This window comes from Kitasatospora hibisci (genome assembly GCF_043950205.1).
In the GTDB taxonomy this organism is placed as follows: domain Bacteria; phylum Actinomycetota; class Actinomycetes; order Streptomycetales; family Streptomycetaceae; genus Kitasatospora; species Kitasatospora hibisci.
This window is the reverse complement of the sequence record NZ_CP171642.1, coordinates 5,569,476-5,593,713: the sequence shown is the minus strand read 5'-3', so window position 1 is coordinate 5,593,713 and position 24,238 is coordinate 5,569,476. Positions and strand designations below refer to the sequence as shown.

The following is a 24,238-nucleotide window of genomic DNA, read 5'->3' as shown; positions in this document are numbered from 1 at the left end:
GCCGTCAGCCGTGAACGGCCGACCGTCAGCCGGTCACGATGTTGACCAGCTTGGGCGCCCGCGCGATCACCTTGCGCACCGGCGCGTCCCCGATCGCGGCGACGACCGCCGGGTCGGCCAGCGCCAGCGACTCCAGCTCGGCGTCGGAGATCGACGGCGCGACCTCCAGCCGGGCCTTGACCTTGCCCTTGATCTGCACGACGCAGATCACGGCCTCGTCGACGACGTACGCCGGGTCCGCCACCGGGTAGTCGGTGTGGGCCAGCGAGTCGACGTGGCCCAGCCGGCGCCACAGCTCCTCGGCGATGTGCGGGGCCAGCGGGGCGACCATCAGCACCAGCTGCTCGGCCACCGCGCGCGGGGTGGAGCCGCGCTTCACCAGGTAGTTGTTCAGCTCGATCGCCTTGGCGACGGCCGTGTTGAAGCGCAGCCCGGCCATGTCACCGCGGATGCCGTCGATGGCCTTGTGCAGCGCGCGCAGCGTCGCCTCGTCCGGCTCCTCGTCCGTGACCACCAGCTCGCCGGTGGCCTCCGAGACGATGTTGCGCCACAGGCGCTGCAGGAAGCGGTAGGAACCGACCACCGCACGCGTGTCCCAAGGGCGGGAGACGTCCAGCGGGCCCATCGACATCTCGTACAGGCGCAGCGTGTCGGCACCGTACTCGTCGGCGATCTCGTCCGGGGCGACGGCGTTCTTCAGGGACTTGCCCATCTTGCCGGCCTCGCGCTTGACCCGCTCGCCCTGCCAGAAGTACCCGCCGTCGCGCTCCTCGACCTCGGCGGCCGGGACCGGGAAGCCCCGCTCGTCGCGGTAGACGTCCGCGGTGATCATGCCCTGGTTGAACAGCTTGTGGAACGGCTCGACCGAGGCGACGTGGCCCAGGTCGTGCAGCACCTTGTGCCAGAACCGGGCGTACAGCAGGTGCAGCACGGCGTGCTCGGCCCCGCCGACGTACAGGTCGGCGCCGCCGCCCGGCTTGCCGGCCGTCGGGCCCAGCCAGTACTGCTCGTTGGCGGGGTCGACCACGGCGGCGCCGTTGGTCGGGTCGATGTAGCGCAGCTCGTACCAGCAGGAACCGGCCCAGTTGGGCATGGTGTTGGTCTCGCGGCGGTACGTCTTCGTCCCGTCGCCCAGGTCCAGCTCGACGTTGACCCAGTCCTCGTTCCGCGACAGCGGGGTCTTCGGCGAGGAGGTGGAGTCGTACGGGTCGTAGGTGTGCGGGGAGTAGTCGTCGACCTCGGGCACCTGCACCGGCAGCATCGACTCGGGCAGCGCGTGCATGACGCCGTCCTCGTCGTAGACGATCGGGAAGGGCTCGCCCCAGTAGCGCTGACGGCTGAACAGCCAGTCGCGCAGGCGGTAGTTGACGGTGCCCTCGCCGATGCCGCGCTCGGCCAGCCAGGCGGTGACGGCGGCCTTGGCGTCGACGACGCTCAGGCCGTCCAGCGAGATGCCGTCGGCGGTGCCCTCGTCGTGCGCCGAGTTGACGATGACGGAGTCGTAGGTGTCGAACGCGTCGTCCCACGCGGCCGGGTCGCCGCCGCGGCCGTCGGTCGGGCGCACGACGCAGCGCATCGGCAGCTCGAAGGCGCGGGCGAACGCGAAGTCGCGGTGGTCGTGGGCGGGGACGGCCATGATGGCGCCGGTGCCGTAGCCCATCAGCACGTAGTCGGCGATGAAGACCGGCACGGGCTCGCCGCTGACCGGGTTGACGGCGTGGGCGCCGGTGAAGACACCGGTCTTGACCTTGGCCTCCACCTGGCGCTCGACGTCGGACTTGGCGGCGGCCGCGGCGCGGTACGCGGCGACGGCCTCACCGGGGGTGGCGGCGCCGCCGGTCCACTCCGAGCGGGTGCCCTCCGGCCAGGCGGCCGGGACGATCGAGTCGACCAGGCCGTGCTCGGGGGCCAGCACCATGTAGGTGGCGCCGAACAGGGTGTCGGGGCGGGTGGTGAAGACGGTGATCTTCTCGCCGTCGACGGCGAAGTCGACCCGGGCGCCCTCGGAGCGGCCGATCCAGTTGCGCTGCTGCAGCTTGATGGCCTCGGGCCAGTCCAGCAGGTCCAGGTCGGAGATCAGGCGGTCCGCGTAGGCGGTGATCCGCATCATCCACTGGCGCAGGTTGGACTTGAACACCGGGAAGTTACCGCGCTCGGAGCGGCCGTCCGCGGTGACCTCCTCGTTGGCCAGCACGGTGCCCAGGCCGGGGCACCAGTTGACCGGCACCTCCTTGGCATAGGCCAGGCGGTACTCGCCCAGCAGCTCGTCGCGCTCGGCGGCGTTCAGCGCCGCCCAGGCGCGGCCGTCCGGGGTCGGCCGCGAGCCGTCGGCGAACTGGGCGATCAGCTCGTCGATCGGACGGGCCTTCTGCGCGGCCTCGTCGTACCAGGAGTTGAAGATCTGCAGGAAGATCCACTGGGTCCAGCGGTAGTACTCCGGATCGATCGTGGAGATCGAGCGGCGCGGGTCGTGGCCCAGGCCCAGCCGGCGCAGCTGGCGCCTCATGTTGGCGACGGCCGCCTCGGTGGTGATCCGCGGGTGCTGGCCGGTGGCGACGGCGTGCTGCTCGGCGGGCAGGCCGAAGGCGTCGTAGCCCAGGGTGTGCAGCACGTTGTGGCCGGTCATCCGCTGGTAGCGGGCGTAGACGTCGGTGGCGATGTAGCCCAGCGGGTGGCCGACGTGCAGACCCGCACCCGAGGGGTACGGGAACATGTCCATGATGAAGCTGTGCGGCTTCGCGGAGACGTCGCCGGCGGCCGGGTCGGCCAGGTCACCGGTGGGGTTGGGGGCGTGGAAGGTGCCCTCCTTCTCCCAGACGTCCTGCCAGCGGGACTCGATCTCCGCCGCCAGGGTGGCGCTGTACCGGAACGGCTCGGTTGCGGCCTCGGCCGCGCCGGAAGCAGGGGTCGTCTCGCTCATGGTCCTTCTGGCTCCGTCGATGTAGGGGGCGAACCGCGCGCTCGGCCGGCCGGACCGGGAGGGCGGCGGCGAAAGCGGTGGAAAACAAAAAAGCCCCTCGCAGGAGGGGACGCCACGCCGACTCCGGCAGCCGCCCGAGAGCGGGGCCGGTCCTGGTCAGCGCGGCCGGCTAAGGAGCAGGCGCACGGTTCGCATGGGCTCAGGGTACCGCAAGGCCGTCAGGCCCCTCCCGGCAATACCGTCCGGGAGGCCGCGTCGAAGTCGCGCAGGGCCCGGGCGACCCGCTCGGACTGCATGCCGGCGGCCAGCGCCCGGGCGCGGTCGGCGGTGGCGGCCGCCTCGCGGTCGCGGCCGGTGCGGCGCTGGGAGTCGGCGAGCCGGACCATCAGCAGGGCCCGCGCCCGGGCCCGCCCGGGGCCGAGGCCGGCCACCGCCTCGGCGAGCAGTGCCTGGGCTCGCCGGTGGTCGCCGAGGAAGAGGTAGCCCTCCCCCACCATGCCGGCGAGATCCGCCCGCACCTCCCCGCGGTCCCCGGCCACGTCCGCGGCGTCGGTCCCGGGCGCGACACCTCCGCCGGCCCCGGCGGATCCGGCGGCCCCCGCCTCGGCACCTCCACCGCCGCCCGCCTCGACGCCGGCCCCGGCGGATCCGGCAGCCCCGGTCCCGCCCGCCGTGCCCGCTCCCGCGTCCAGCTCCGCGAACGCGCGCTCCGCAGCCTCCCGGACCGCGTCCTTCTCGCCCCGCCGCCCGTGCGCACGTGCGATCCGCCCGAGCTGCAGCGCCCGGTCGGTCGGGTCGAGGGCGTCCCCGACCGCCTCCAGTGCGGCGGCCAGCGCGGTGACGGCGTCCAGCCCCCGCCCGCCGGCGCTCTGGGTGGCCAGCACCACCAGGCCGCCGACCACGCCGACCCCCAGCCGCCGGTCCCCACTGAGGTGGGCGGCCCGCAACGCCGCGACGAAGGCCCGCTGGGCGGCCGCGTCGTGTCCGAGGTCGTAGGCCGCCCAGCCGGCCAGCCGGGCGAACCGGCCGGCCGTGCCGTACAGCGCACGGCCGAGCGGCTCGTCGTAGGCGCCGAGCTCCAGCAGCTTGGCGACGAGGGCCAGCTCGGCCCGGGCGGGGCCGAGCACCAGCCCGCCGCCGCAGGCCTGCTCCAGCCGCAGCTTGCTCAGGTGGGAGAGCCGGAGCTCCTGGACCAGCGCCGGGGCGATCTTCAGCGCGCCCTCGCCCCCTCCGACCGGGGGCGGCGGGGTGGCCAGCCGGCCGGCGGCCCGGTCGAGGTCGGCGCCGCGGAAGAGGTCGGTCAGACGGACCGGACCCGCGTCGGCGGCCGCGTCGCGCAGGGCGGTCTGGGCGGTGTCGGCCGTCCACGGATCGGTGAGCAGGTGCGGGGAGAGGATCTTGGCGCCCCGGTTGCCGCCCATCCGGCCCCAGAGCTGCGCGTAGGTGACGGCGATGCCGAGGGTGCGGCCGAGCACCTCGCAGACGGTCTGGTCGTGCGGGCTGCGCGGCACCATGCCGCGGTCGCGCCACTTGTAGGGGGCGGTGGAGCTGATCGCCAGGCCGGGCGGCAGGGCGTGGTTCACCTCACGGGCGAGGCGCTCCGGGCTCCAGCCGAGCTGGTGCAGTATCCGGGCCAGTTCCTCGTTGCGTCTGCGCTCCAGGTCGGCCATGGGTCGACGGTAGCGGTCCGCCGGGGCCGACCGCCCGGGCCTCCGGGAAACGGGCCGGGGCCGGGACGTGGCCGCGGCGCGCCGACCGGGCCCCCGCCGCCACCCGCCCGCCGCGACCGGCCCCACGCATCCGGCCGACTACCGGTCACAACGCCGAGGGCCGCCTCCCGAAGCGGGAGGCGGCCCTCGATTCCTGTGGAGCTACGGGGAATTGAACCCCGGACCTCTTGCATGCCATGCAAGCGCTCTACCAACTGAGCTACAGCCCCTTGACCTGCAGTGTCACCGGAGGTTTCCTGCGGTTTCCCTCGGCGACATCGACTACTTTACACGGTCGAAGGGGTGCTCCACGAATCCGTATTCGGATGCCCCTCGGCGCAGACCGGCCGCCCCTCGGCGGAGACCGCCCGGCCGCCCCACCCCGCACCGTGCAGGTGCCGCCGGGAGCCCGGCGGCACCTGCACGGCCCGGCGCCCCGCTACCCCCGCGCCGGCCTGCGGATCCGGCCGGCGGCGACGGCGGCCACCGCGACGGCAGCCGCGATCGCGGCCGTGGTCACCAGGAGCGCGTGGCCGGACTCCCCGGGGGGCGCCGGCAGGTCGACCCCGCCGAGGAACACCGAACCCAGCACCGCCACCCCGATCACCTGGCCGAGCTGGACGACCGTCACCATCACCCCGCTGGCGTCGGCCGCGTCGACCGGGTCCACCCCGGCCAGCGCCCGGGCGAACAGCGGCGAGTACGCGCAGCCCGCGATCAGCCCGAGCACCGCCGTCAGGGTCAGCGCCGGTGCGCCGATGTCCGCGCCGTCCCGCAGCACCACGCCGAGCAGCAGGTAGCCGGGGGCGAGCAGGGCGGCGGCGAGCACCGGCAGCACCCCGTGCAGCCGCGCGGGCAGCCGGTGCCAGTGCAGGCTGGAGAGGCCGAAGCCGAGCGCGACCGGCACCGAGCAGAGGCCGGCCCGCAGCGCCTCGTGGCCGAGGCCGGCCTGCTGGTGCAGGGCGAAGGCGAACAGGAAGCCCGCGAAGGCCGCCATGATCATGAAGAGGGAGAGGGCCGCCGGGCGCAGGCTGGGCGCCCGCAGCACCCGGCCGGAGATCAGCGGCTGTCCGCCGCGCCGGGCGATCCGGCGCTCGACCACCACGAACAGGGCGAACAGGGCCGCGCTGGCCGCCAGCATCGCCCAGCCCCAGGCCGGCCAGCCCAGTTCGCGGCCGAGCACGAGCGGCACCACCAGCAGGCCGAGGGCCGCGCCGAGCACCACCAGGCCGGGTACGTCGAAGCCGCGGTTCCGGTCGCCGGGCAGGTTCGGCAGCAGCCGGGCTCCGGCCGCCAGCAGGGCGAGCCCGATCGGCACGTTGACCAGGAACACCGGGCGCCAGCCCGTGCCGAACAGGTCTGCGCCGACCAGGACCCCGCCCAGCACCTGGCCGATCGCCATGCCCCCGGCGATGACCGCCGAGTAGAGGCCGAGCGCCCTGGTCCGGGCCGCGCCGGTGAAGGTCCGCTGCAGCAGGCTCATCACCTGGGGCACCATCAGGGCCGAGCCGGCCCCCTGGAGCAGCCGGAAGGCGATCAGCCAGCCGGTGGCGGGGGCGAGGCCGCAGGCCAGCGAGGCGGCGGTGAAGCCGGCCAGGCCGATCTGGAAGAGCCGGCTGTAGCCGTGGCGGGCGCCCAGCCGGGCCCCGGTGATGAGCAGCACCGCGTAGGCGATGGTGTAGCCGGCGATGACCAGTTGGAGGGCGGCGCCGGAGGCGTGCAGGTCGGTGCGGATGGTCGGCACCGCGACGTTGACGATGGAGACGTCCAGGATGGCCATGAACTGGCCGCAGAGGACGAGGGCGAGGAGCAGTCCGGGGCGCACCGCCCGGGCTCCGGTACTGCTGCCGACCGCGCCGGGCCGGGTCTGAAGGTCCGTCATGGAGCCCAGGCTCGCCCGGGGCTGGTACTGGTGGTTAGAGCCTGGTGATCCTGGTACCGGCAGCACCTGTTTCCGCGCCGCGCTCTGCGGCAGGCTGGTGTCATGACCGTCCTGGACGACCTCACCGCCGCCGACGCCGGGCCGGGCCGCAGGGAGCAGAGGGACCGCCGCCGGACCGAGCTGGCCAGGTTCCTGAAAGCCTGCCGGGCCCGGGTGACCCCGGAGGACGTCGGTCTGCCGCCCGGGCTGCGCCGACGCACCCCGGGGCTGCGCCGGGAGGAGGTGGCGCAGCTCGCCGGGGTCGGCGTCACCTGGTACACGTGGCTGGAGCAGGGGCGGCCGATCAACGCGAGCGAGCAGGTGCTGGCGGCGGTGGCCCGGGCGCTGCGGCTGGACGGCACCGAGCGGGAGCACCTGTTCCGGCTCGCCGGGCTGTCCCCCGACTTCTCGGAGCCGGACCCGCCGGTGCTCGACCCGTCCACCCAGGTCATCCTGGACGCACTGGCGCCGCTGCCCGCGGCGGTCTCCAACACCCGGTTCGACGTGCTGATGTACAACCGGCCGTACGAGTCGCTGTTCGGCGCCGCCCGGGTCACGACGGACAGCGGATCGTTCAACAGCATCTGGTGCACGGTGCTCGCGCCGCCCTGCTGCAACCCGTTCGTGAACCGGGCCGAGGCGCTGCCGCGGATGGTGGCGGTGCTGCGGTCCGCGTACGGCAAGCACGTCGGCGAACCGGCCTGGGAGGAGCACGTCCAGCAGCTGTCGGCGCGCAGCGAGCTGTTCCGGGAGCTGTGGGAGCGCCAGGAGGTGGCGCCGCCGGAGATCTGGCTGCGGGTGTTCAAGCACCCGAAGGTCGGGGCGCTGCGGCTGAACGCCTCGTACCTGACGATGCCCGGGGTGCCGGAGACCTACGTGGTGGTCTACCTCCCGGAGGGGCCGCAGGACCAGGAGCGGATCGAGCAGCTCGCCGCCCTGCCGCCCGGCGGCTGGCTGGACCCCTGCCACGAGTGCGGCCACCCGGACCCGGACGGTCGCAGCCCGGGCCCGGACGGGCCCGCCGAGGCCACCGGGCGCGGCGGGGCCTGAGCCGTCCCCGGCCTCCCGCAGGGCTCGGGCCGGGGACGCCGAGGGCCGGTTACGCCGGGAAGACCGGACACGCCGGACCTGTAACGCCGAAGGCCGTCACCCGGTGGGTGACGGCCTTCATACGGTCTGTGGAGCTACGGGGAATTGAACCCCGGACCTCTTGCATGCCATGCAAGCGCTCTACCAACTGAGCTACAGCCCCGCGACACGCACGGCCCTCGCGGACCGCAGGTGCGGAGTGGAGCTACGGGGAATTGAACCCCGGACCTCTTGCATGCCATGCAAGCGCTCTACCAACTGAGCTACAGCCCCGCACTCACCGGATCTCCCGCTTCCCTTTCGGGCCGCGTTCCCTCCGTGCGAACGAGGAAGACTCTAGCCGGTCAGGCCCGGAACTGCGAAATCCGCCCCCGTGGGCCCCTCGGGGGCCGCCTTCGGCCTCCCGGTGCGGGTGCCCTCGGCGGCCCGCCCGGGTGCCGCCGACCGCTCCACCCGGGTGTCGTCTCAGGTGTCGTCGCCGATCACCGGCTGCGGCAGGGTGCCGGCGTTGTGCTCCAGCAGCCGCCAGCCGCGCGCCCCCCGGCCCAGCACGGACCAGCAGCAGTTCGACAGGCCGCCGAAGCACTCCCAGAGCGCCGGCTCCAGGCCGAGCAGCCGCCCGAGCATGGTGCGGATGGTGCCGCCGTGACTGACCACGACCAGAGTGCCGTGCTCCGGCAGCTTGGCGGTCGCCTCCAGCACCACCGGCACGGCGCGGTCGGCCACCTCGGTGGAGAGCTCGCCACCGCCGCGCCGGACCGGCTCGCCCTGCGCCCAGGCCGCGTACTCCTCCGGGAAGCGCTCGCGGATCTCGGCGTTGGTCAGCCCCTGCCAGGAGCCCGCGTAGGTCTCGCGCAGCCCCTCGTGGTGCTGCACGTCCAGGCCGGTGACGGCGGCCAGCTCCTCGGCGGTGCGCCGGGCGCGCTTCAGGTCCGACGAGATCAGCAGGTCGGGCCGCAGGCCCGAGAGCAGCCGGGCCGCCCGCTGGGCCTGGAGGACGCCCTGGCCGGTCAGCTCGATGTCCGTGGTGCCCTGGAACCGCGATTCGAGGTTCCAGGAGGTCTGACCGTGCCGCCAGAAGACGATGCGCGGGCCCCGCGCCTCCCGGCTCAGCTGTAGTCCTCGGCGCCGAAGTCGTCCGCCGGGGCCGCCTCGGTCGGCGAGACGGCGTTGCCGTCCGCGTCGGTGAGCGCGTCGGGGCGGTTGCGCGAGGCCAGCGCGTCGGCCGGCAGCGGCAGCTCGGGGCAGTCCTTCCAGAGCCGGTCGAGCGAGTAGAAGGAACGCTCCTCGGAGTGCTGGACGTGCACCACGATGTCCAGGTAGTCGAGCAGGATCCAGCGGCCTTCGCGCTCGCCCTCGCGGCGCACCGGCTTGACGTCCAGCCGCTCGCGCAGCTGGTCCTCGATCTCCTCGGCGATGGACTTGACCTGACGGTCGTTGTTCGCGGAGGCGATCAGGAAGGCGTCGGTGATCGACAGCACCTCGCTGACGTCGAACGCGATGATGTTGTGCGCCAGCTTGTCGGCCGCCGCCTGGGCGGCGACGGTGATGAGTTCCTGGCTGTGCTCGGTGGCGGTCACGGTGTACTTCCGGCTCGGCGGCTTGGGGGCGCGCCCGGCGCACGGCCGGGCATCGCCTTCCAGGATCTCACGCCGCCCGGGCGGCCCCGGAACCGATTTCCGGGACCGCCCGCCGGCCACGGCACCGGGCCTACTGCGGCTTCGGCGGCTGGTAGTCCTTGCCGAGGACGACCACAAGGTCGGCGTTCTGCGCGTCGGCGACCTTCTTCACCGCCGTTTCGGGCAGGTTCAGGCTGGTGGCCAGCGACTTCGCCGCGGCCTGCCGGGCGTCGTCGGTGTAGCGGATCTCACTGGCGGCCTGCGGCGCGCTCTTGGCTCCGCCCGGGATGAAGGTGAGGCCCGCGTTGACCACCTGGACCTGCGCGGCGGCGGCCGCCTGGTCGTTGCCGGTGGCGTCCTGGATCGAGACCCGGGGCGGCGCGTCGGTGGCGTTGGCGGACTTCACGGTGCCGCCCAGGACGTCCTTGACCTGCTTGCCGGCGGTGGCCTCGTCCAGTGTGCCGTCCGGCTTGACGGTCAGCGCGGTGGTCCCGAGGTGGCCGTCCTTGCCCTGCTGGGCGAGCTGCACCAGCACCCCGGCCAGGGCGTCCTCGGGCAGCGACGGGTCGAGCACCGCGTTCATCCGGTGCACGTCGTCCTTGGCGTCCTTGAAGTCGGTCGGCATGGTGCGCAGCACCGCGTCCATCACCTGGCCGAACCGGGCCAGCTGGGCGTCCCGGCTCTCGCCCTGGCCCTGCAGGGTGGCGTAGGCGACCGCGGCCTTCCCGCCGAGCAGGGTGTTCTTGCCGGCGGCGGAGAGCAGCTTGCCGTCCGGCTTCCCGCCCTCGTGGGTCTCGGCGTTGGTGTCCACCCGGACGCCGCCGAGCTGGGCGACCAGCAGCTCCAGGTAGGGGGTGTCCAGCCGCCACGTGCCGGCCACCGGGGCGCCGAGCACGGTGGCCAGGCCGTCGCGGGTGGAGGACGGGCCGATGGCGTCCATGGCCTGGCCGACGGTGGTCACCGGCGGGTCGCCGGGGCCGGGCAGGCGCAGGGTGTCGGGCAGCAGCAGCACGGTGCCCTTCTGCCCGGCGGCGTCGTTGACCAGCAGCGCACTGGAGACCTTGCCCTGCAGGTCGCGCAGGTGCACCACGTTGACCTGACGCGGGCCGGCCGCGGTCGCCGCGGTCTGCTTGTCCGCGGTGAACCAGAGGTAGCCGCCGGCGCCGGCCGCCGCGAGGGCAGCCACCACACCGACGCCGATCAGCCGGTTGCGCAGCTTGCGGCGGCGCTCGGCGCGCACCTCGCTGCGGGACTCGGCGAACTTCAGCCAGTCGATGACGTCCTCGGTCTCCTCCGCCTCCTCGTCGACGAAGGTGAACTGGCCGGTGGCGTAGGAGGCCTTGGGGTCCTTGGCCTTGGCCGTGCGGCTACCGCCGACCTGCTCGGACGGCGGTTCGGGCCGGGCCGGCGCGGCGGCAGCAGCGGCAGCGGCCGGCCGGGGCGTGCGCGGGCGCGGCGTCGGGGCGGCGGGCTCCGGTGCGGGCTCGGGCTCGGCGACCACGGGCTGCGGCGCGGTCGCGTACTGCTGCGCCTGCTGCCCGTACGGGTCGTAGGTCTGCTGGTACGGCTGCTCCTGGTAGCCGTACCCGCCCTGCTGCTGGTACCCGTGCTGGACCGGCTGCCCCTGCTGGACCGGCTGCCCGTACTGGTCGTACTGCTCGTAGGACTGCTGGTCGTAGGACTGGTACCCCTGCTGCTGGTACGGCTGCTCCTGGTAGCCGTAGCCGCCCTGCTGCCGGTGCCCGTGCTGGACCGGCTGCCCGTACTGGTCGTACTGCTCGTAGGACTGCTGGTCGTAGGACTGCTGGTCGTAGCCGCCCTGCTGCGGATGCCCCGGGTACGGCTGCCGGTGCTGCTGGTACTGCCCGGCGGACCAGTCGTCGGGCTGCTGTCCGCCGCCCCTGCGGTCACTCATGCGCACGCCCCTCCGGGACTCAGGTCCGGTCCGGCGCGTAGAGCGCCCGCTTGTCGATGTAGCGGACCACGCCGTCCGGGACGAGGTACCAGACCGGCTCGCCCTTGGCGACCCGGTTGCGGCAGTCCGTGGAGGAGATGGCCAGCGCCGGGACCTCCACCAGGGAGACCCCGCCCACCGGAAGCCCGGCGTCCGAAAGAGTGTGCCCCGGCCGGGTGCAGCCGATGAAGTGGGCGAGCGAGAAAAGCTCGTCGGAGTCCCGCCAGGAGAGGATCTGGGCGAGCGCGTCGGCGCCGGTGATGAAGAAGAGTTCGGCGTCCGGGTGCAGCGCGCGCAGGTCGCGCAGGGTGTCCACGGTGTACGTCGGGCCCTCGCGGTCGATGTCGATCCGGCTGACCGAGAACTGCGGGTTCTCCGCGGTGGCGATGACCGTCATCAGGTAGCGGTCCTCGGCCGGGGTGACGTGGCGGTCGGTCTTCTGCCACGGCTGCCCGGTCGGCACGAAGATCACCTCGTCCAGGTGGAACGCGCTCGCCACCTCACTGGCGGCGACCAGGTGTCCGTGGTGGATCGGGTCGAAGGTGCCGCCCATCACGCCGAGGCGCCGCTTCACCGGTGCCGGTCCGCCGGGATTCCCGGTCTGCTCTCCCATGTCGCCACACCATACGCGACGCCCGTTGCGGTGCGGGAACGGCCGGGTGAGGGCCCCGGGGCCCCGGGCAGGGCCCGGCCGCGGGCGGGGGGCGGAACCGGCGGGTTCGGCCCGCAGATGCGTGAGGGAGCGGCCGGCGCGCTCGCCGGACGCTCCCCGAGCCGTCCCCGGAGGCGGGCTCAGCGGTCCCGGTTGAAGCGGGTGGTCACGTAGAGCAGCAGCAGCAGGATGAACAGCGCGCCGCCACCGGTCAGGTAGGGGTTGAGGCTGTCGTGGTTGCCCCCCTCGCCCTCGGAGGCGAGCAGGTTCAGGACGGGAAGTGCGGCGGCAGTGCTCATGGTCGGCGGGACCTTCTCGGCTCGGATGACGGACCAGGGGGTGTGCAGGCCGGTGAGGGCCCACCCGTCATCGTACGGGGGGTTACACGGCAACCGCTCGGCGGCCCACCGCGTCTGATCCGGCGTGAGCGGTGCCCGGCCGGAGCCGGGCCGGAAGGGGGTTGCTCAGCTCTTGCGGCCGGCCCGCAGCAGGACCCAGGCGAGCAGGCCGACGCCGACGAACGAGGCCACCACGATGATCCGCAGGAACAGGCCCGGGCCGCCCTCCTCGGAGATGGGTCCGGCCAGGCTGACAAGGGCGTCGGTGGACATCTGCGGGCTCCTCGGACGTACGCGTACCGCGGCCAGGCTGGTCCCGGCTCTCCAGGGCATTCAGGGTAAACCGCCCTCACACCCCCGCCGTCCACGGCCCCCTCCGGGCCCGTTCGTGCGGCGGAGGGGCCCGCCCGGGGACGAGTACGCAACCGCGGACGTTGAACTGGAAGTCGTTGCAGGCGAAGACCAGCGGGGGCCGGCCACCGGCCGGGGCCGCCGTCGACCAGGAGGGTACCCACACCATGACCGACATCACCGCGAAGGCCCCGAGCCGGCGCCGCCAGCGCTTCCCGGAGATCTCCACCCGGGCCTGGGAGCACCCGGCGGACCGCTCCGCCCTGGTCGCGCTGCGGAAGCTGACCGGCTTCGACGACGTGCTCAAGAAGCTCGCCGGGCTCGTCTCCGAGCGCGCGATCCGGCTGATGTTCCTGGCCACCGCCGTCAAGACGTCCGAGCGGCAGTTCCCCGAGCTCCACGGGATGGTGCGGGACGCGGCCTACGTGCTGGACCTCGACAAGGTGCCGGACCTCTACGTCAGCCAGGACCCGACGGTCAACGCGTACTGCATCGGCATCGACTCCCCGATCATCGTGGTCACCAGCGGGCTGGTCGAGCTGCTGGACGAGGAGGAGCTGCGCTCGGTCATCGGCCACGAGGTCGGCCACGCGATGTCCGGCCACGCGGTCTACCGGACGATGCTGCTGATCCTCACCAACATCGCCGCCCGGATCGCCTGGGTGCCGCTCGGCAACATCGCGATCATGGCGATCGTCACGGCGCTCAACGAGTGGTTCCGCAAGGCCGAGCTCTCCAGCGACCGCGCGGGGCTCCTCGCCGGCCAGGACCTCCAGGCTTCCATGCGGGCCCTGATGAAGCTCGCCGGCGGCCACAACACGGCCGAGATGAACGTGGACGCCTTCCTGGAGCAGGCCGAGGAGTACGAGAAGGGCGGGGACCTGCGCGACGGCGTGCTCAAGCTGCTGCAGGTGCTGCCGCAGAGCCACCCGTTCGCGGTGGTGCGGGTCGCCAAGCTGAAGAAGTGGGCGGAGAGCGACGAGTACCGCTCGATCCTGGCCGGCGCCTACCCGCGCCGCACCGACGACCCCGACGCCTCGGTCGGCGAGCAGTGGAAGGCCGCCGCCGAGCACTACAGCAGCTCCGTGAAGGAGAGCAAGGACCCGCTGATGGGCCTGATCCGCGACATGGCCGGCGGCGCGGCCAACGTCGGCGGCAAGCTCCGTGACACCTTCGCCAACGCCGCCCGTGGCAACGGCGGCGGCAACGGCGACGGCAACGACGACGTTCCCGGCCCCCGCGACGGCCGGGACGGCCGCGACCGGGACTGACCCGGGCCCGTCCCGACGGCCCCCGGCCCACCGGCCGGGGGCCTCGGCGTCTGCGGGCCCCCGTCCCCGGAACGCCGGACCACCCCGCCCCGGGACCGGGGCTCCCGGACCTCAGCCGGCCAGCACCCCGCAGACCTGCCAGGCCGGGTGGGCGTGGTTGCCGGGGTCCACGGCCGTCGGCGCCGGCGGCTGGGTGCCGTCCGGCCCGGCCAGCACCGGCTGCAGGTACGCGGCCATCGAGCCGGCGCAGTCGGCCGGACCGGCCTGCAGCACCGAGTCCACCAGCCGCAGCTGGGCGGCGGCCAGGTCGATCCGGTCGAACTGGAAGGTCAGCTGCCGCCGCACGGTCTCCAGGGTCACCGGCGCACCGCTCGGCGCACCGGCCTGCTTCAGCGCGTAGACGAAGGTGTGGTCGGTGGTGACCTGCAACGTGCCGCTGTCCGCCTCGTCGATCCGCATCGCGCCGGCCACCTTCACGGTGTCGGCCGCCAGCGCGACCCGCGCCGGGTCGAAGCGGACCACCCAGCCGGTGGCCGCGTTGTGGCGGTCGTCCACCGGATGCGCCACGCTCGCGTCGAAGTGCGCCTGCTCGCCGGGGGTGACGAAGGCCCGCACCTCCGCGGTGGCACCCTGGACCAGCGCCGCCGGCGCCAGCGAGGAGGCGACCAGGTAGCGCTGGACGGTGTCGAGCGCCTTGGTCACCTCGACCCGGCTGAAGTGCTGGGTGGCCGCCCCGGCGGGCGCGCCCAGGCCGATCGCGCCGTCGCTGTAGCCGGCTGGCAGCGAAGCGAACGGGGCGGCCGGGTCGGGGACCGGGCGGACCACCGAAGCCGGGCTCAACGCCACCAGGCTGACGGTCAGTTGGCTTCCCTCGGGTCGCGCCGACTGCCGGTTCGGCGAGCTGACGCCGAAGTACACCGCGGCCGCGAATGCCAGCAGGATCACCAGCAGCAGCGCGAGCGCCTGCCGCGGCACGGTGCCCAGCGGGCCGAGCCGCACCCGCGGCCGGGTGGCGCGGCCGAACGGACCGGCCAGCCGCTCCCGGGCGGACAGCTCCTGGATCCGGGCAGCCCGGACGAACGATTCGTCGAAGACGACGGACCGGTACTCGTCCTCGTTTCCGGAACCACCTTCGGGCGCACCCTCCGGAGGCTCGCGCGGGTCACCCATGACACCAGGGTAAGGCGCACCCGGCGCCGCCACGAGGGTGCTCGCGCACTTTCCCCGGGCGCCCGACGACCGTCCTGCGGCCCGCGGCGCACCGCCCCGGCAGGTCAGCCCGCCGGCGCCGTGACGACCAGCGAGGGCTCGGCCGGCGGTGGTGCCGGGTCGAGCCCCGCGCTGCTGCTGCCGGACTCCGGCCGCCGCGGCGTACCGCCGCCCGGCCCGCCCACGCCCTGGTAGATCGCCGCGACCGCCACCGCCACCAGGCTCACGCCCATGATCACGGCGAGCACCCAGGCCACCGGTCGGTGCCAGCGCTGCTGGGCGACGTAGCGCCCGCGCCGGGCCCGGGCCGGGTCGAAGCCGCCGCCCCGGCCCCACCTGCGGCTCCGGCGCCCGGCCGCCCGGCCGGGGCCCGACCACGGATCGGGGTAGAGGTGGTCGTCGTCGAGCCTGCCCGGGTACGGCCGCAGCTCCAGCGGCAGCCCGTCACCGGCCGGGACGTCATAGCCCCAGCCCGCACCCGCCGTGTCCGGCTCGAACCTGGCCTCGGCGGCGGCGAGCTGCCGCTCCTTGGCCGTCGGCTCGTGCACGGCGGCGGACCGGACGAAGGCCTCATCGAAGACCACGGTGGCGAACTCGTCGTCCGCACCACCGTGGTCGGCGCCGTCGGGGTACGGCAAGCCCCCCACATCCTCAGCCACGGGATTCAGCGTATTACCGGGCGGACGATTTGTCTGTGGCTCCTCGCAGTTGGTCCGTCGCACGTGTGACGGACCGCCCGGGGCCCGGGCTCAGCCGGCGTCGGCCGCCCCGCCCACGGTCTGCGCAGCCTCGCCCCGGACATGGCCGTCACCAGTGACGATGTACTTGGTGCTGGTCAGCTCCGGCAGGCCCATCGGGCCGCGGGCGTGCAGCTTCTGGGTCGAGATGCCGATCTCGGCACCGAAGCCGAACTCACCTCCGTCGGTGAACCGGGTCGAGGCGTTGACGGCCACCGTGGTCGAGTCGACCAGCTGGGTGAAGCGGCGGGCGGCCGCCTGCGAGGTGGTGACGATCGCCTCGGTGTGACCGGAGGACCAGCGGCGGATGTGCGCGACGGCGGCCTCCAGGGAGGGCACCACGGCGGCCGCCAGGTCGTACGAGAGGTACTCGGCCTCCCAGTCCTCCTCGGTGGCCGGCACCACGGTGGCCGCAGAGCCCTCGGCGGCCTTGAGCACCGCCTCGTCGCCGTGCACCGTGACCCCGGCCTCGGCCAGGGCGGCGAGCGCGAGCGGCAGGAAGGCGTCCGCGACGTCCCGGTGGACCAGCAGGGTCTCGGCCGCGTTGCAGACGCTGACCCGCTGGGCCTTGGAGTTCAGCAGGATGCCGACGGCCATCGCCAGGTCGGTCTGCGCGTCCACGTAGACGTGGCAGTTGCCGGTACCGGTCTCGATCACCGGGACGGTCGAGCCCTCGACCACGGTGCGGATCAGCGAGGCGCCGCCGCGCGGGATCAGCACGTCGACCAGGCCACGGGCGCGCATCAGCTCCTGGACCGAGTCGCGGCTCTCGCCCGGGACGAGCTGGACGGCGTCGGCGGGCAGTCCGGCCGACACCACGGCGTCGCGCAGGACGTCCACCAGCGCGGTGTTGGAGCGGTAGGCGGAGGCCGAACCGCGCAGCAGCACGGCGTTGCCGGACTTCAGACAGAGCGCGGCGGCGTCCACGGTGACGTTGGGGCGGGCCTCGTAGATGATGCCGACCACGCCGAGCGGGACGCGGACCTGCCGCACGTCCAGGCCGTTGGGCAGGGTGTAGCCGCGGAGCACCTCGCCGACCGGGTCGGGCAGACCGGCCACCTTGCGGACGTCCGCGGCGATCGCGGCGATCCGATCGTCGTCGAGGGTCAGCCGGTCGATCACCGACTCGGCGGTGCCGGCCTCGCGGGCGCGTGCGACGTCCTCGGCGTTGGCGGCGGTGATCTCGGTGCTGCGGGCCACCAGGGCGTCCGCGATCGCCGCCAGTGCGTCGTCCTTCGCCCGGCGCGGGAGCGGGGCGAGCGCGGCGGCGGCCTCCCGGGCTCGGCGCGCTACGGCGAGGACGGGGCTGTCGGCGGTGGCGAGGTCGCTGGTCATGCGCCAAGGGTAGCGACTGCGCCCCCGCCCCCCGGCGCTGTTTCGCCCGGTGAGACCCCCGGTGAGACCCCCGGCGAGCGGGCCCGGACGCCCGCCGACCGGGCCACAGGGTCGCGCCGTTGCCGAACGGGAGGAGCCAGGACGCCCGCGGGACGCGGCACCCCCGGCCGGAATCCCGGGGAGAGCGCGTTGGAGTCCCCACCCTCGGCACCGGGCCGGAGCGCCCCGAGACGAACCGGGGCCCCGAAAGGGGTCAGTACGGGTGCACGCCCCCGAGCTGCGGGGCCGGGTCGCCGAAGCCCTCGGCGACCCGCTTGTGGTACGTCGCCCGGTCCACCACCTCCAGGCCGACGATCTCCCACGGCGGCAGCTTCGCCGTCGCCTTGTGCTCGCCCCAGAGCCGCAGCGCGATCGCCGCCGCGTCGTGCAGGTCGCGGGCCTGCTCCCAGTAGCGGATCTCGGCGTGGTCGGCCGCGTACCGCGCGGTCAGGAAGAAGGAGTGGTCGTGCGCCAACCGCTCCAGCCCCGCCCGCAGCTCGGTGAGCGGGGTGACCGGGCCGGAGACGCTGAGCACCACGTGCCAGAGCCGGGCCTGCTCGGGGCCGGCGGGCGGCTCGCCCTCGCCCCGCCGTTCCGGCCGGGCCCCGCGCACCGCGCCCGGGCCGTGCGGCGGCGGACCGACCGGACCGGCGGGATCCTCGCTCGCGCGTCCGCCGTCGATGCTGGTCAGCCGCCGCCCCGCCGTTCCTCCGGTCAGCGCTGCCTCGCGCCTGCGTTCCACCGGCGGCCTCCTGTTCGGCGATGTCGTGTCGTCGTACCCGCCGGCCCCGGCCGACGCGTACGGCTGCGCCCCTCCTCGCCCGTGGCCGGGCCTCCACCCCGCGGAGCCGTCCGTGGCGCCCGCGGGCCGGTCAGCCGCGCAGGACGACGAGGTCGTCGCGGTGGACGACCTCCCGCTCGTAGGCGGCGCCGAACTCCTGGGCCAGGTCACGGGTGGACCGGCCGAGCAGGCGGGGCAACTCCCTCGCATCAAAGTTGACCAGTCCGCGCGCCACGATGTGGCCGTTTTCGCCAAGAAGGTCCACCGGATCACCCGCGGCGAACTCGCCGTCGACCTTGGTGACCCCGGCCGGCAGCAGCGAAGCGCCCCCGGAAACCACCGCGGCGACCGCGCCCTCGTCCAGGTGCAGGGCGCCGCGCGGGCTGCTCGCGTGGGCGAGCCAGAGCAGCCGGTCGGACGAGCGGCTGCCGGTGCGCCGGAACAGCGTGCCGGTGGGACGGCCCGCGAGTGCTTCGGCGGCGTGGCTGGCGGCGGTGAGCACCACCGGGATGCCCGCGCCCGTGGCGATCCGGGCCGCCTCGACCTTGGTGACCATGCCGCCGGTGCCGACGCCGGCCTTCCCGGCGCTGCCGATCTCGATGCCGTCCAGGTCGTGCGGGCCGGCCACCTCGGCGATCCGGCTGGTGCCGGGCCGGCTCGGGTCGCCGTCGTAGAGGCCGTCGACGTCGGAGAGCAGCACCAGCAGGTCCGCCCGGACCAGATGGGCGACGAGCGCGGCCAGCCGGTCGTTGTCACCGAACTTGATTTCGGCGGTGGCGACGGTGTCGTTCTCGTTGACGACCGGCATCGCCCCCATCGCCAGCAACTGGTCCAGCGTCCGGTAGGCGTTGCGGTAGTGGGCGCGGCGGCTGGCGTCCTCGGCGGTCAGCAGCACCTGGCCGACCCGGATGCCGTACCGGGCGAAGGAGGCCGTGTAGCGGGCGACCAGCAGACCCTGGCCGACGCTGGCGGCGGCCTGCTGACGGGCGAGGTCCTTGGGACGCTTCTCCAGGCCGAGCGGGGCGAGGCCGGCCGCGATGGCGCCGGAGGAGACCAGCACCACCTCCGGGGCGTCCGGGCGGCTGCGCACCTTGGCGAGCGCGTCGACCAGGGCGTCCACCCGGTCGGCGTCGAGGCCGCCGGCCGCCGTGGTGAGTGACGAGGAGCCGACCTTGACGACGATCCGGCGCGCGGTCAGCACCTCCTCCCGCAGTGAGTCGTCGCTCATCTCGCTGTTCGCCCTTCCGGTGTGGTGCGGGTGCGGCGGGCGCGCGCCCGGCCGTCACCCCCGCAATCTACGCGATCGGGGCAGCGCGCCCGCAGCGCGTTTCACCGGCTGGACCCGGGCCGGTCACGGCTCCGCCACAGCGCGGCCGGTGATCCGGGTGACTGGTATGGTCCCTGACCGCAAGCCAGATCGGGGGACGGCTTCTTGCCCGCTGTACCCATGTCTCCAATCGTCTTGGACGGGCACCACCGCACGGGCAGGCCGGCAACGGTTCGCGGGCGCGTGCCCAGGAGTAAGCGCACAGATGCGTTCGAACACCATGAAGCTCACGGTCGCCGCGCTGGCGACCGCCACCGCCTTCTCGCTCGCCGCCTGCGGCCCGGACAACGAGGACGCCGCGGCCGGTGCCGGGGCGGGCGCCGGGGGCGCCGCGACCGCACCGGCGGGCGGTTCCGCCGGGGCGGGTGCCGCGGCCGGTGGTGGCGCCACCTCCCCCGCCGGCGGCGCTGCCGCGGGTGCCGCGGCCGGGGCCGCGGCGGGTGCGAGTGCCTCCGCCGGTGCGGGTGCCGCCGCGGGTGCCGGGGCCGCCGCAGGAGCCGGCACTGCGGCCGGCGCGGGCGCCTCCGCCGGGGCGGGCGCCGCGGCCGGGGCCGGGGCTGCCGGGGCCGCCGGGGGCGCCGCCGCCGCGCCGAAGGCCGCCACCGCGGTCAAGGTCGGCCAGAAGGCGACGGTGGACTTCACCGACAAGCAGAGCCAGAAGAGCGCCAAGCTGGAGGTCACCGTCACCGGTTGGGAGACCGGGTCGGTCGAGGACCTCAAGGCCGCCAAGATCAGCACCACGGGTCTGGACGGCCGCACCATCGTCTACCTCAACTACACGATGAAGAACCTGAGCGACACCACGCTCTCCTTCACCGCCCCGGACTCGAAGTTCGTCGCCTACGACCAGAACGGCAAGAACGGCATCTTCGTCATCAACGCCGCCACCCCGCTGCCCAAGTGCACGGGCGCGAAGTTCCAGGGCTTCGCGAAGGGCTCCGAGGTGAAGGGCTGCCAGATCGTCTCGCTGCCGGGCAACGCCGTCAGCGAGGTCGGCTACACGGACCTGGCCGACCCGCTCAAGCTGCAGGCCTCCTGGAGCAAGTGACACCGGGTCACCACGCCGACGGCCCCCGCCACCTCAGGCGGGTTCTAGCGATCCCCGCAACACCCTGTAGTTCAGGGAGTTGCGGGGATCGTGGATTTCGGGGTGTTGAAGGCGAGGTTCTTCGAGGCGTTGGACCGGGAGGACGGCAGCGTCTCGGGTGCTGCCCGGATGGTCGGGGTGAGTCGTCATACGGCGGCCGGCTGGGCGCGGAAGGCCGGTGTCCGCGGCCGGGGGAAGTCCGGTACGGGCGGGCATCCGGGCCGGGCGGAGTACGAGCGGCTACGCGCGTCCGGGGTGCGACGCCGTGATGCCGCGGCACGGGTTGGGGTCCACGAGCGCACCGCCCGGGACTGGGACCGCGGGATCCGCAAGATCGGCAACGCGCGCCTATACCCCGATGGGCGCAGGATCGACTACACAACGGGGATGACCAGCACCGTTTCCTCCAAGGCCACACCGTCCCTCGCGGCGGTCGAGGCCGAGCTGCATCCCCGGTTCTTGACGGTGGCCGAGCGGGAGCTGATCGCGGACCTGCACCGTGAGGGCCGGTCGCTGCGGGCGATCGGACGGGCATTGGGCCGGCCGGCCTCCACCGTCAAACGCGAGATCGATGCCCGTTCCGTCGACGGCCTCTACCGGCCGCACCGCGCCCAGCGGGCCTGGGCCGGGAGCCGGGCGCGCCCCAAGGACTCCAAGCTCGCCCAGGACGGTCCACTGCGCGAGTTCGTCACGGACGGGCTGCGGAAACGGTGGTCGCCCGAGCAGATCTGTCACGCTCTGGTCATGGAGTTCCCCGACGACGACAGCATGCGGGTGAGTCCGGAGACGGTCTACCAGGCGATCTACGTCCAGGCCCGCGGCGGGCTGCGTCGCGAGGTCGCACTCGCACTGCGCACCGGGCGCACCCGACGCAAGCCGCAGCGCAGCCCGGAGCAGCGCACGTCCCGGTTCGTCGACGAGATGGTGATGATCTCCGAACGCCCTGCCGAGGTCGAGGACCGGGCGGTTCCCGGCCACTGGGAAGGCGATCTGATCGTCGGCACCCGCAACGAGAGCGCGATCGTGACCCTGGTCGAGCGCTCCACCCGTTACGTCCTGCTCGGACACCTGCCCGGCGGGCACACCGCCGAGGAGGTCCGGGAAGTGCTGGTGCCCCTGATCCAGACCCTGCCCCAGCACCTACGCGGCTCGCTGACCTGGGACCAGGGCTGCGAGATGGCCGCGCACAAGCAGTTCACCGTGGCCACGGGCGTGCCGGTCTACTTCTGCGATCCGCACTCACCCTGGCAGCGCGGATCGAACGAGAACACCAACGGCCTGCTACGGCAGTACTTCCCCAAGGGCACCGACCTGTCCGTCCACAGCCCCGAAGACCTCGAACACGTCGCCCAACAACTCAACGGCCGACCACGCAAAACGCTCGACTGGAGAACCCCAGCCGAGCGCCTGCGTGATCTACTAACGACCACATAGCCATCAGGTGTTGCGAGGACCCCAAGAATCCGCCCTCAGGGTGGCGGGGGCCGTGTGTTTCGGGCTCGGCAGTCCCTCGGGCTCGGCAGTCCCTCGGGCTCGGCGGGCCGTCGGGGTCAGTAGTCCTCGTCGTCGCCCTCGATGGCCGCCTGGCGACCGCTGGAGAGCGCCTCGAAGGCGAGGAACTCGGCCTCGGCCGCGTCCCGGCCCTTCTGCTTCTCGCGGCGGCGGTCCACCGCCGGCCGCGGGCTCTCGAAGCGGTGGTCCTCGCCGCGGCGACCGAGCATCTCGGCACCGGCGGCCATGGTCGGCTCCCAGTCGAAGACGACGGCGTTCTCGTCCGGCCCGATGATGACGGTGTCGCCCTCGTGGGCGCCGATCTTCCAGAGCTGGTCCTCGACGCCGAGACGGGCCAGCCGGTCGGCGAGGTAGCCCACGGCCTCGTCGTTGGCGAAGTCGGTCTGGCGGACCCAGCGCTCCGGCTTGGTGCCGCGGATGCGGTAGGCGCCGTCCTCCTCGGTGATGGTGAAGCCCGCGTCGTCCACGGCCTTGGGCCGCAGCACGATCCGGGTGGACTCCTCGACCGGCTTGGCGGCCCGGGCCTCCGCGACGATCTGCGCCATCGCGAAGCTCAGCTCGCGCAGGCCCTTGCGGGAGGCCGCGGACACCTCGAAGACGCGGTAGCCGCGTTCCTCCAGCGAGGCGCGGGTGAGGTCGGCGATGTCCTGGCCGTCCGGCACGTCGACCTTGTTGAGCGCGACCAGGCGCGGACGGTCCTCCAGGCCGCCGTACTCGGCCAGCTCGGCCTCGATGGTCTCCAGGTCGCTGAGCGGGTCGCGGCCCGGCTCCAGGGTCGCGCAGTCCAGTACGTGCACCAGCACCGAGCAGCGCTCGACGTGCCGCAGGAACTCCAGGCCGAGGCCGCGGCCCTGGCTGGCGCCCGGGATCAGGCCGGGCACGTCCGCGATGGTGTAGACGGTGTCGCCCGCGGTGACCACGCCGAGGTTGGGGATCAGGGTGGTGAACGGGTAGTCCGCGATCTTCGGCTTGGCGGCGGAGAGCACCGAGATCAGCGAGGACTTGCCGGCGCTCGGGTAGCCCACCAGGGCCACGTCGGCGACGGACTTGAGCTCCATGACGATGTCGCGGGCCTCGCCGGGCTCGCCGAGCAGCGCGAAGCCGGGGGCCTTGCGGCGGGCGGAGGCCAGCGCGGCGTTGCCGAGGCCCCCGCGGCCGCCGGCGGCGGCGACGAAGCTGGTGCCGTGGCCGACCAGGTCGGCCAGCACGTTGCCCTGCCTGTCCATCACCACGGTGCCGTCCGGCACGGCGAGCACGAGGTCCTGGCCGTCGGCGCCGGTGCGGTGGCCGCCCGCGCCCGGCTTGCCGTTGGTGGCCTTGCGCTTGGGCGAGTGGTGGTACTCCAGCAGCGTGGTGACCTGGGCGTCCACGGTGAGGATGACACTGCCGCCCTCGCCGCCGTTACCGCCGTCCGGCCCGCCCAGCGGCTTGAACTTCTCACGGTGCACGGAGGCGCAGCCGTGGCCCCCGTTACCCGCGGCGACGTACAGCTCGACGCGGTCCACGAAGGTGGTCATGGGGAGTGCCTCCAGTGCGAAGTCAATGGGTCTGCCTGCGGTAAAGCCGAAGGGTGGACCGGAACATTCCGGCCCACCCTTCATTGTGAGTCTTGTCGGACTCAGGCCTCGGTGGCCACGATGTTGACGACCTTGCGGCCGCGGCGGGTGCCGAACTGCACGGCACCGGCGGTCAGCGCGAACAGGGTGTCGTCGCCACCGCGGCCGACACCGGCACCCGGGTGGAAGTGGGTGCCACGCTGGCGGACGAGGATCTCGCCGGCGGATACGACCTGGCCGCCGAAGCGCTTCACGCCGAGGCGCTGGGCGTTCGAGTCACGGCCGTTGCGGGTAGAGCTTGCGCCCTTCTTGTGTGCCATCTCGCTATCCCCTTACTTGCTGACGGAGTCGATGCTCGTGATCCGCACAGCGGTGTGCTGCTGGCGGTGACCCTGGCGGCGACGGTAACCGGTCTTGTTCTTGTAGCGCAGGATGACGATCTTGTCGCCCTTGGTCTGGTCGACCACCTCGGCGTGAGCCTTCACGCCGGCCAGCACCCACGGGTCGGAGGTGACAGCGTCACCGTCGACGACCAGGATGGTGGAGAGCTCCACCGAGTCACCCGGCTTGGCCTCGATACGGTCGATCTCCAGCACGTCGCCGACGGCGACCTTGTGCTGGCGGCCGCCTGCGCGAACGATCGCGTACATGCGGTACCCCATTTCTAACTCGGTCGGAGCTCCAGATGCCAGCCGCCTGGGTACGGACACAGGGGCCTCTCCCCGGCTCCGTGAGGGGCCGGGAAGGTGAAATTGCTCAGGAGCATGGCGTAGACACGCCGAGGGTCAAGAATACGGACCGGCCGCCACGGGGGCAAACCGGACCGTACGG

General features: G+C 73.6%; 21 protein-coding genes and 3 tRNA genes. 4 read left to right on the top strand and 20 right to left on the bottom strand.

The genetic code is table 11. The features are described 5' to 3' along the window. Positions 1-25 precede the first annotated feature (25 nt). The 4 genes from leuS to ACF9IK_RS24425 form a co-directional block, all read right to left on the bottom strand. Positions 26-2,920: a leucine--tRNA ligase gene (gene leuS / locus ACF9IK_RS24440; RefSeq protein ID WP_395296237.1), complete on the bottom strand. Its 2,895-nt coding sequence runs from the start codon at positions 2,918-2,920 to the stop codon at positions 26-28. Positions 2,921-3,138: 218 nt separating this feature from the next. Further along, on the bottom strand, positions 3,139-4,590 hold the full coding sequence (locus ACF9IK_RS24435) for a hypothetical protein (protein WP_395296236.1): 1,452 nt from the start codon (positions 4,588-4,590) through the stop codon (positions 3,139-3,141). A gap of 196 nt (positions 4,591-4,786) precedes the next feature. Then, positions 4,787-4,859: transfer RNA gene (locus ACF9IK_RS24430), tRNA-Ala, on the bottom strand. A 209-nt stretch (positions 4,860-5,068) separates the two neighbouring features. Further along, positions 5,069-6,511, bottom strand: coding sequence for an MFS transporter (locus ACF9IK_RS24425; RefSeq protein ID WP_395296235.1), 1,443 nt, complete (start codon positions 6,509-6,511; stop codon positions 5,069-5,071). A gap of 102 nt (positions 6,512-6,613) precedes the next feature. Between ACF9IK_RS24425 and ACF9IK_RS24420 the strand changes: the two genes are divergently transcribed. Continuing rightward, a complete protein-coding gene (locus ACF9IK_RS24420; protein ID WP_395296234.1) occupies positions 6,614-7,600 on the top strand; it encodes a helix-turn-helix transcriptional regulator in 987 nt (328 codons plus the stop codon). 129 nt (positions 7,601-7,729) lie between these two features. Here the strand turns inward: ACF9IK_RS24420 and ACF9IK_RS24415 are convergent. The 8 genes from ACF9IK_RS24415 to ACF9IK_RS24380 all read right to left on the bottom strand — a co-directional run bounded on the left by ACF9IK_RS24415 (position 7,730) and on the right by ACF9IK_RS24380 (position 12,475). After that, positions 7,730-7,802: transfer RNA gene (locus ACF9IK_RS24415), tRNA-Ala, on the bottom strand. A 37-nt stretch (positions 7,803-7,839) separates the two neighbouring features. Continuing rightward, positions 7,840-7,912, bottom strand: a tRNA-Ala gene (locus ACF9IK_RS24410). 192 nt (positions 7,913-8,104) lie between these two features. After that, positions 8,105-8,752 carry a histidine phosphatase family protein gene (locus tag ACF9IK_RS24405; protein WP_395298671.1) on the bottom strand — a complete coding sequence of 216 codons (648 nt, stop codon included), beginning with the start codon at positions 8,750-8,752 and terminating at the stop codon, positions 8,105-8,107. Continuing rightward, the gene (gene rsfS / locus ACF9IK_RS24400; protein ID WP_395296233.1) at positions 8,749-9,219 is read right to left on the bottom strand and encodes a ribosome silencing factor; all 471 of its coding nucleotides are present in this window, start codon (positions 9,217-9,219) and stop codon (positions 8,749-8,751) included. Before rsfS ends, ACF9IK_RS24405 begins: the two co-directional genes overlap by 4 nt. Before the next feature lie 130 nt (positions 9,220-9,349). Further along, positions 9,350-11,173 carry a LytR C-terminal domain-containing protein gene (locus ACF9IK_RS24395; protein ID WP_395296232.1) on the bottom strand — a complete coding sequence of 608 codons (1,824 nt, stop codon included), beginning with the start codon at positions 11,171-11,173 and terminating at the stop codon, positions 9,350-9,352. 19 nt (positions 11,174-11,192) lie between these two features. After that, a complete protein-coding gene (gene nadD / locus ACF9IK_RS24390; RefSeq protein ID WP_395296231.1) occupies positions 11,193-11,825 on the bottom strand; it encodes a nicotinate-nucleotide adenylyltransferase in 633 nt (210 codons plus the stop codon). A 179-nt stretch (positions 11,826-12,004) separates the two neighbouring features. Further along, entirely contained in the window at positions 12,005-12,163 is a 159-nt protein-coding gene (locus ACF9IK_RS24385) for a hypothetical protein (RefSeq protein WP_238741139.1), read from the bottom strand. A gap of 165 nt (positions 12,164-12,328) precedes the next feature. Beyond that, positions 12,329-12,475 (bottom strand): hypothetical protein, encoded by a 147-nt coding sequence (locus tag ACF9IK_RS24380; RefSeq protein ID WP_395296230.1) that lies wholly within the window; start codon positions 12,473-12,475, stop codon positions 12,329-12,331. 245 nt (positions 12,476-12,720) lie between these two features. On the opposite strand from ACF9IK_RS24380, the gene ACF9IK_RS24375 reads away from it, so the two are divergent. Continuing rightward, positions 12,721-13,824, top strand: coding sequence for a M48 family metallopeptidase (locus tag ACF9IK_RS24375; protein WP_395296229.1), 1,104 nt, complete (start codon positions 12,721-12,723; stop codon positions 13,822-13,824). A gap of 111 nt (positions 13,825-13,935) precedes the next feature. Here ACF9IK_RS24375 and ACF9IK_RS24370 read toward each other — a convergent pair whose 3' ends face one another. From ACF9IK_RS24370 to proB, 5 genes are all read right to left on the bottom strand, one after another. After that, complete coding sequence (locus ACF9IK_RS24370; RefSeq protein ID WP_395296228.1) at positions 13,936-14,994, bottom strand: hypothetical protein; 1,059 nt, start codon at positions 14,992-14,994, stop codon at positions 13,936-13,938. Positions 14,995-15,098: 104 nt separating this feature from the next. Continuing rightward, positions 15,099-15,692 carry a hypothetical protein gene (locus ACF9IK_RS24365; RefSeq protein ID WP_395296227.1) on the bottom strand — a complete coding sequence of 198 codons (594 nt, stop codon included), beginning with the start codon at positions 15,690-15,692 and terminating at the stop codon, positions 15,099-15,101. 90 nt (positions 15,693-15,782) lie between these two features. Beyond that, positions 15,783-17,105, bottom strand: a complete 1,323-nt coding sequence (locus ACF9IK_RS24360; RefSeq protein ID WP_395296226.1) for a glutamate-5-semialdehyde dehydrogenase — start codon at positions 17,103-17,105, stop codon at positions 15,783-15,785. Between the two features lie 253 nt (positions 17,106-17,358). Then, a complete protein-coding gene (locus ACF9IK_RS24355; RefSeq protein WP_395296225.1) occupies positions 17,359-17,886 on the bottom strand; it encodes a hypothetical protein in 528 nt (175 codons plus the stop codon). Between the two features lie 130 nt (positions 17,887-18,016). Beyond that, a complete protein-coding gene (gene proB / locus ACF9IK_RS24350) occupies positions 18,017-19,153 on the bottom strand; it encodes a glutamate 5-kinase (protein WP_395296224.1) in 1,137 nt (378 codons plus the stop codon). A gap of 304 nt (positions 19,154-19,457) precedes the next feature. Here proB and ACF9IK_RS24345 point away from each other — a divergent pair, with 304 nt between their 5' ends. Continuing rightward, a complete protein-coding gene (locus ACF9IK_RS24345) occupies positions 19,458-20,300 on the top strand; it encodes a hypothetical protein (protein WP_395296223.1) in 843 nt (280 codons plus the stop codon). 294 nt (positions 20,301-20,594) lie between these two features. Then, on the top strand, positions 20,595-21,773 hold the full coding sequence (locus ACF9IK_RS24340) for an IS30 family transposase (protein ID WP_395298423.1): 1,179 nt from the start codon (positions 20,595-20,597) through the stop codon (positions 21,771-21,773). Between the two features lie 116 nt (positions 21,774-21,889). Here the strand turns inward: ACF9IK_RS24340 and obgE are convergent, their stop codons facing one another. From obgE to rplU, 3 genes are all read right to left on the bottom strand, one after another. Beyond that, positions 21,890-23,368, bottom strand: coding sequence for a GTPase ObgE (gene obgE, locus ACF9IK_RS24335; RefSeq protein WP_395296222.1), 1,479 nt, complete (start codon positions 23,366-23,368; stop codon positions 21,890-21,892). 101 nt (positions 23,369-23,469) lie between these two features. Next, positions 23,470-23,727: a 50S ribosomal protein L27 gene (rpmA, locus tag ACF9IK_RS24330; protein WP_209416555.1), complete on the bottom strand. Its 258-nt coding sequence runs from the start codon at positions 23,725-23,727 to the stop codon at positions 23,470-23,472. Positions 23,728-23,739: 12 nt separating this feature from the next. After that, a complete protein-coding gene (rplU, locus tag ACF9IK_RS24325) occupies positions 23,740-24,057 on the bottom strand; it encodes a 50S ribosomal protein L21 (protein ID WP_045696828.1) in 318 nt (105 codons plus the stop codon). Positions 24,058-24,238: the final 181 nt, after the last annotated feature.

Coding starts and splice junctions, on each gene's coding strand:
- nadD (WP_395296231.1), bottom strand. CDS start 11,825: ATGGGAGAGCAGACCGGGAATCCCGGCGGACCGGCACCGGTGAAGCGG.
- ACF9IK_RS24380 (WP_395296230.1), bottom strand. CDS start 12,475: ATGTCCACCGACGCCCTTGTCAGCCTGGCCGGACCCATCTCCGAGGAG.
- proB (WP_395296224.1), bottom strand. CDS start 19,153: ATGAGCGACGACTCACTGCGGGAGGAGGTGCTGACCGCGCGCCGGATC.
- ACF9IK_RS24395 (WP_395296232.1), bottom strand. CDS start 11,173: ATGAGTGACCGCAGGGGCGGCGGACAGCAGCCCGACGACTGGTCCGCC.
- ACF9IK_RS24385 (WP_238741139.1), bottom strand. CDS start 12,163: ATGAGCACTGCCGCCGCACTTCCCGTCCTGAACCTGCTCGCCTCCGAG.
- obgE (WP_395296222.1), bottom strand. CDS start 23,368: ATGACCACCTTCGTGGACCGCGTCGAGCTGTACGTCGCCGCGGGTAAC.
- ACF9IK_RS24345 (WP_395296223.1), top strand. CDS start 19,458: ATGCGTTCGAACACCATGAAGCTCACGGTCGCCGCGCTGGCGACCGCC.
- rplU (WP_045696828.1), bottom strand. CDS start 24,057: ATGTACGCGATCGTTCGCGCAGGCGGCCGCCAGCACAAGGTCGCCGTC.
- ACF9IK_RS24420 (WP_395296234.1), top strand. CDS start 6,614: ATGACCGTCCTGGACGACCTCACCGCCGCCGACGCCGGGCCGGGCCGC.
- ACF9IK_RS24360 (WP_395296226.1), bottom strand. CDS start 17,105: ATGACCAGCGACCTCGCCACCGCCGACAGCCCCGTCCTCGCCGTAGCG.
- rpmA (WP_209416555.1), bottom strand. CDS start 23,727: ATGGCACACAAGAAGGGCGCAAGCTCTACCCGCAACGGCCGTGACTCG.
- ACF9IK_RS24435 (WP_395296236.1), bottom strand. CDS start 4,590: ATGGCCGACCTGGAGCGCAGACGCAACGAGGAACTGGCCCGGATACTG.
- ACF9IK_RS24375 (WP_395296229.1), top strand. CDS start 12,721: ATGACCGACATCACCGCGAAGGCCCCGAGCCGGCGCCGCCAGCGCTTC.
- leuS (WP_395296237.1), bottom strand. CDS start 2,920: ATGAGCGAGACGACCCCTGCTTCCGGCGCGGCCGAGGCCGCAACCGAG.
- ACF9IK_RS24425 (WP_395296235.1), bottom strand. CDS start 6,511: ATGACGGACCTTCAGACCCGGCCCGGCGCGGTCGGCAGCAGTACCGGA.
- ACF9IK_RS24370 (WP_395296228.1), bottom strand. CDS start 14,994: ATGGGTGACCCGCGCGAGCCTCCGGAGGGTGCGCCCGAAGGTGGTTCC.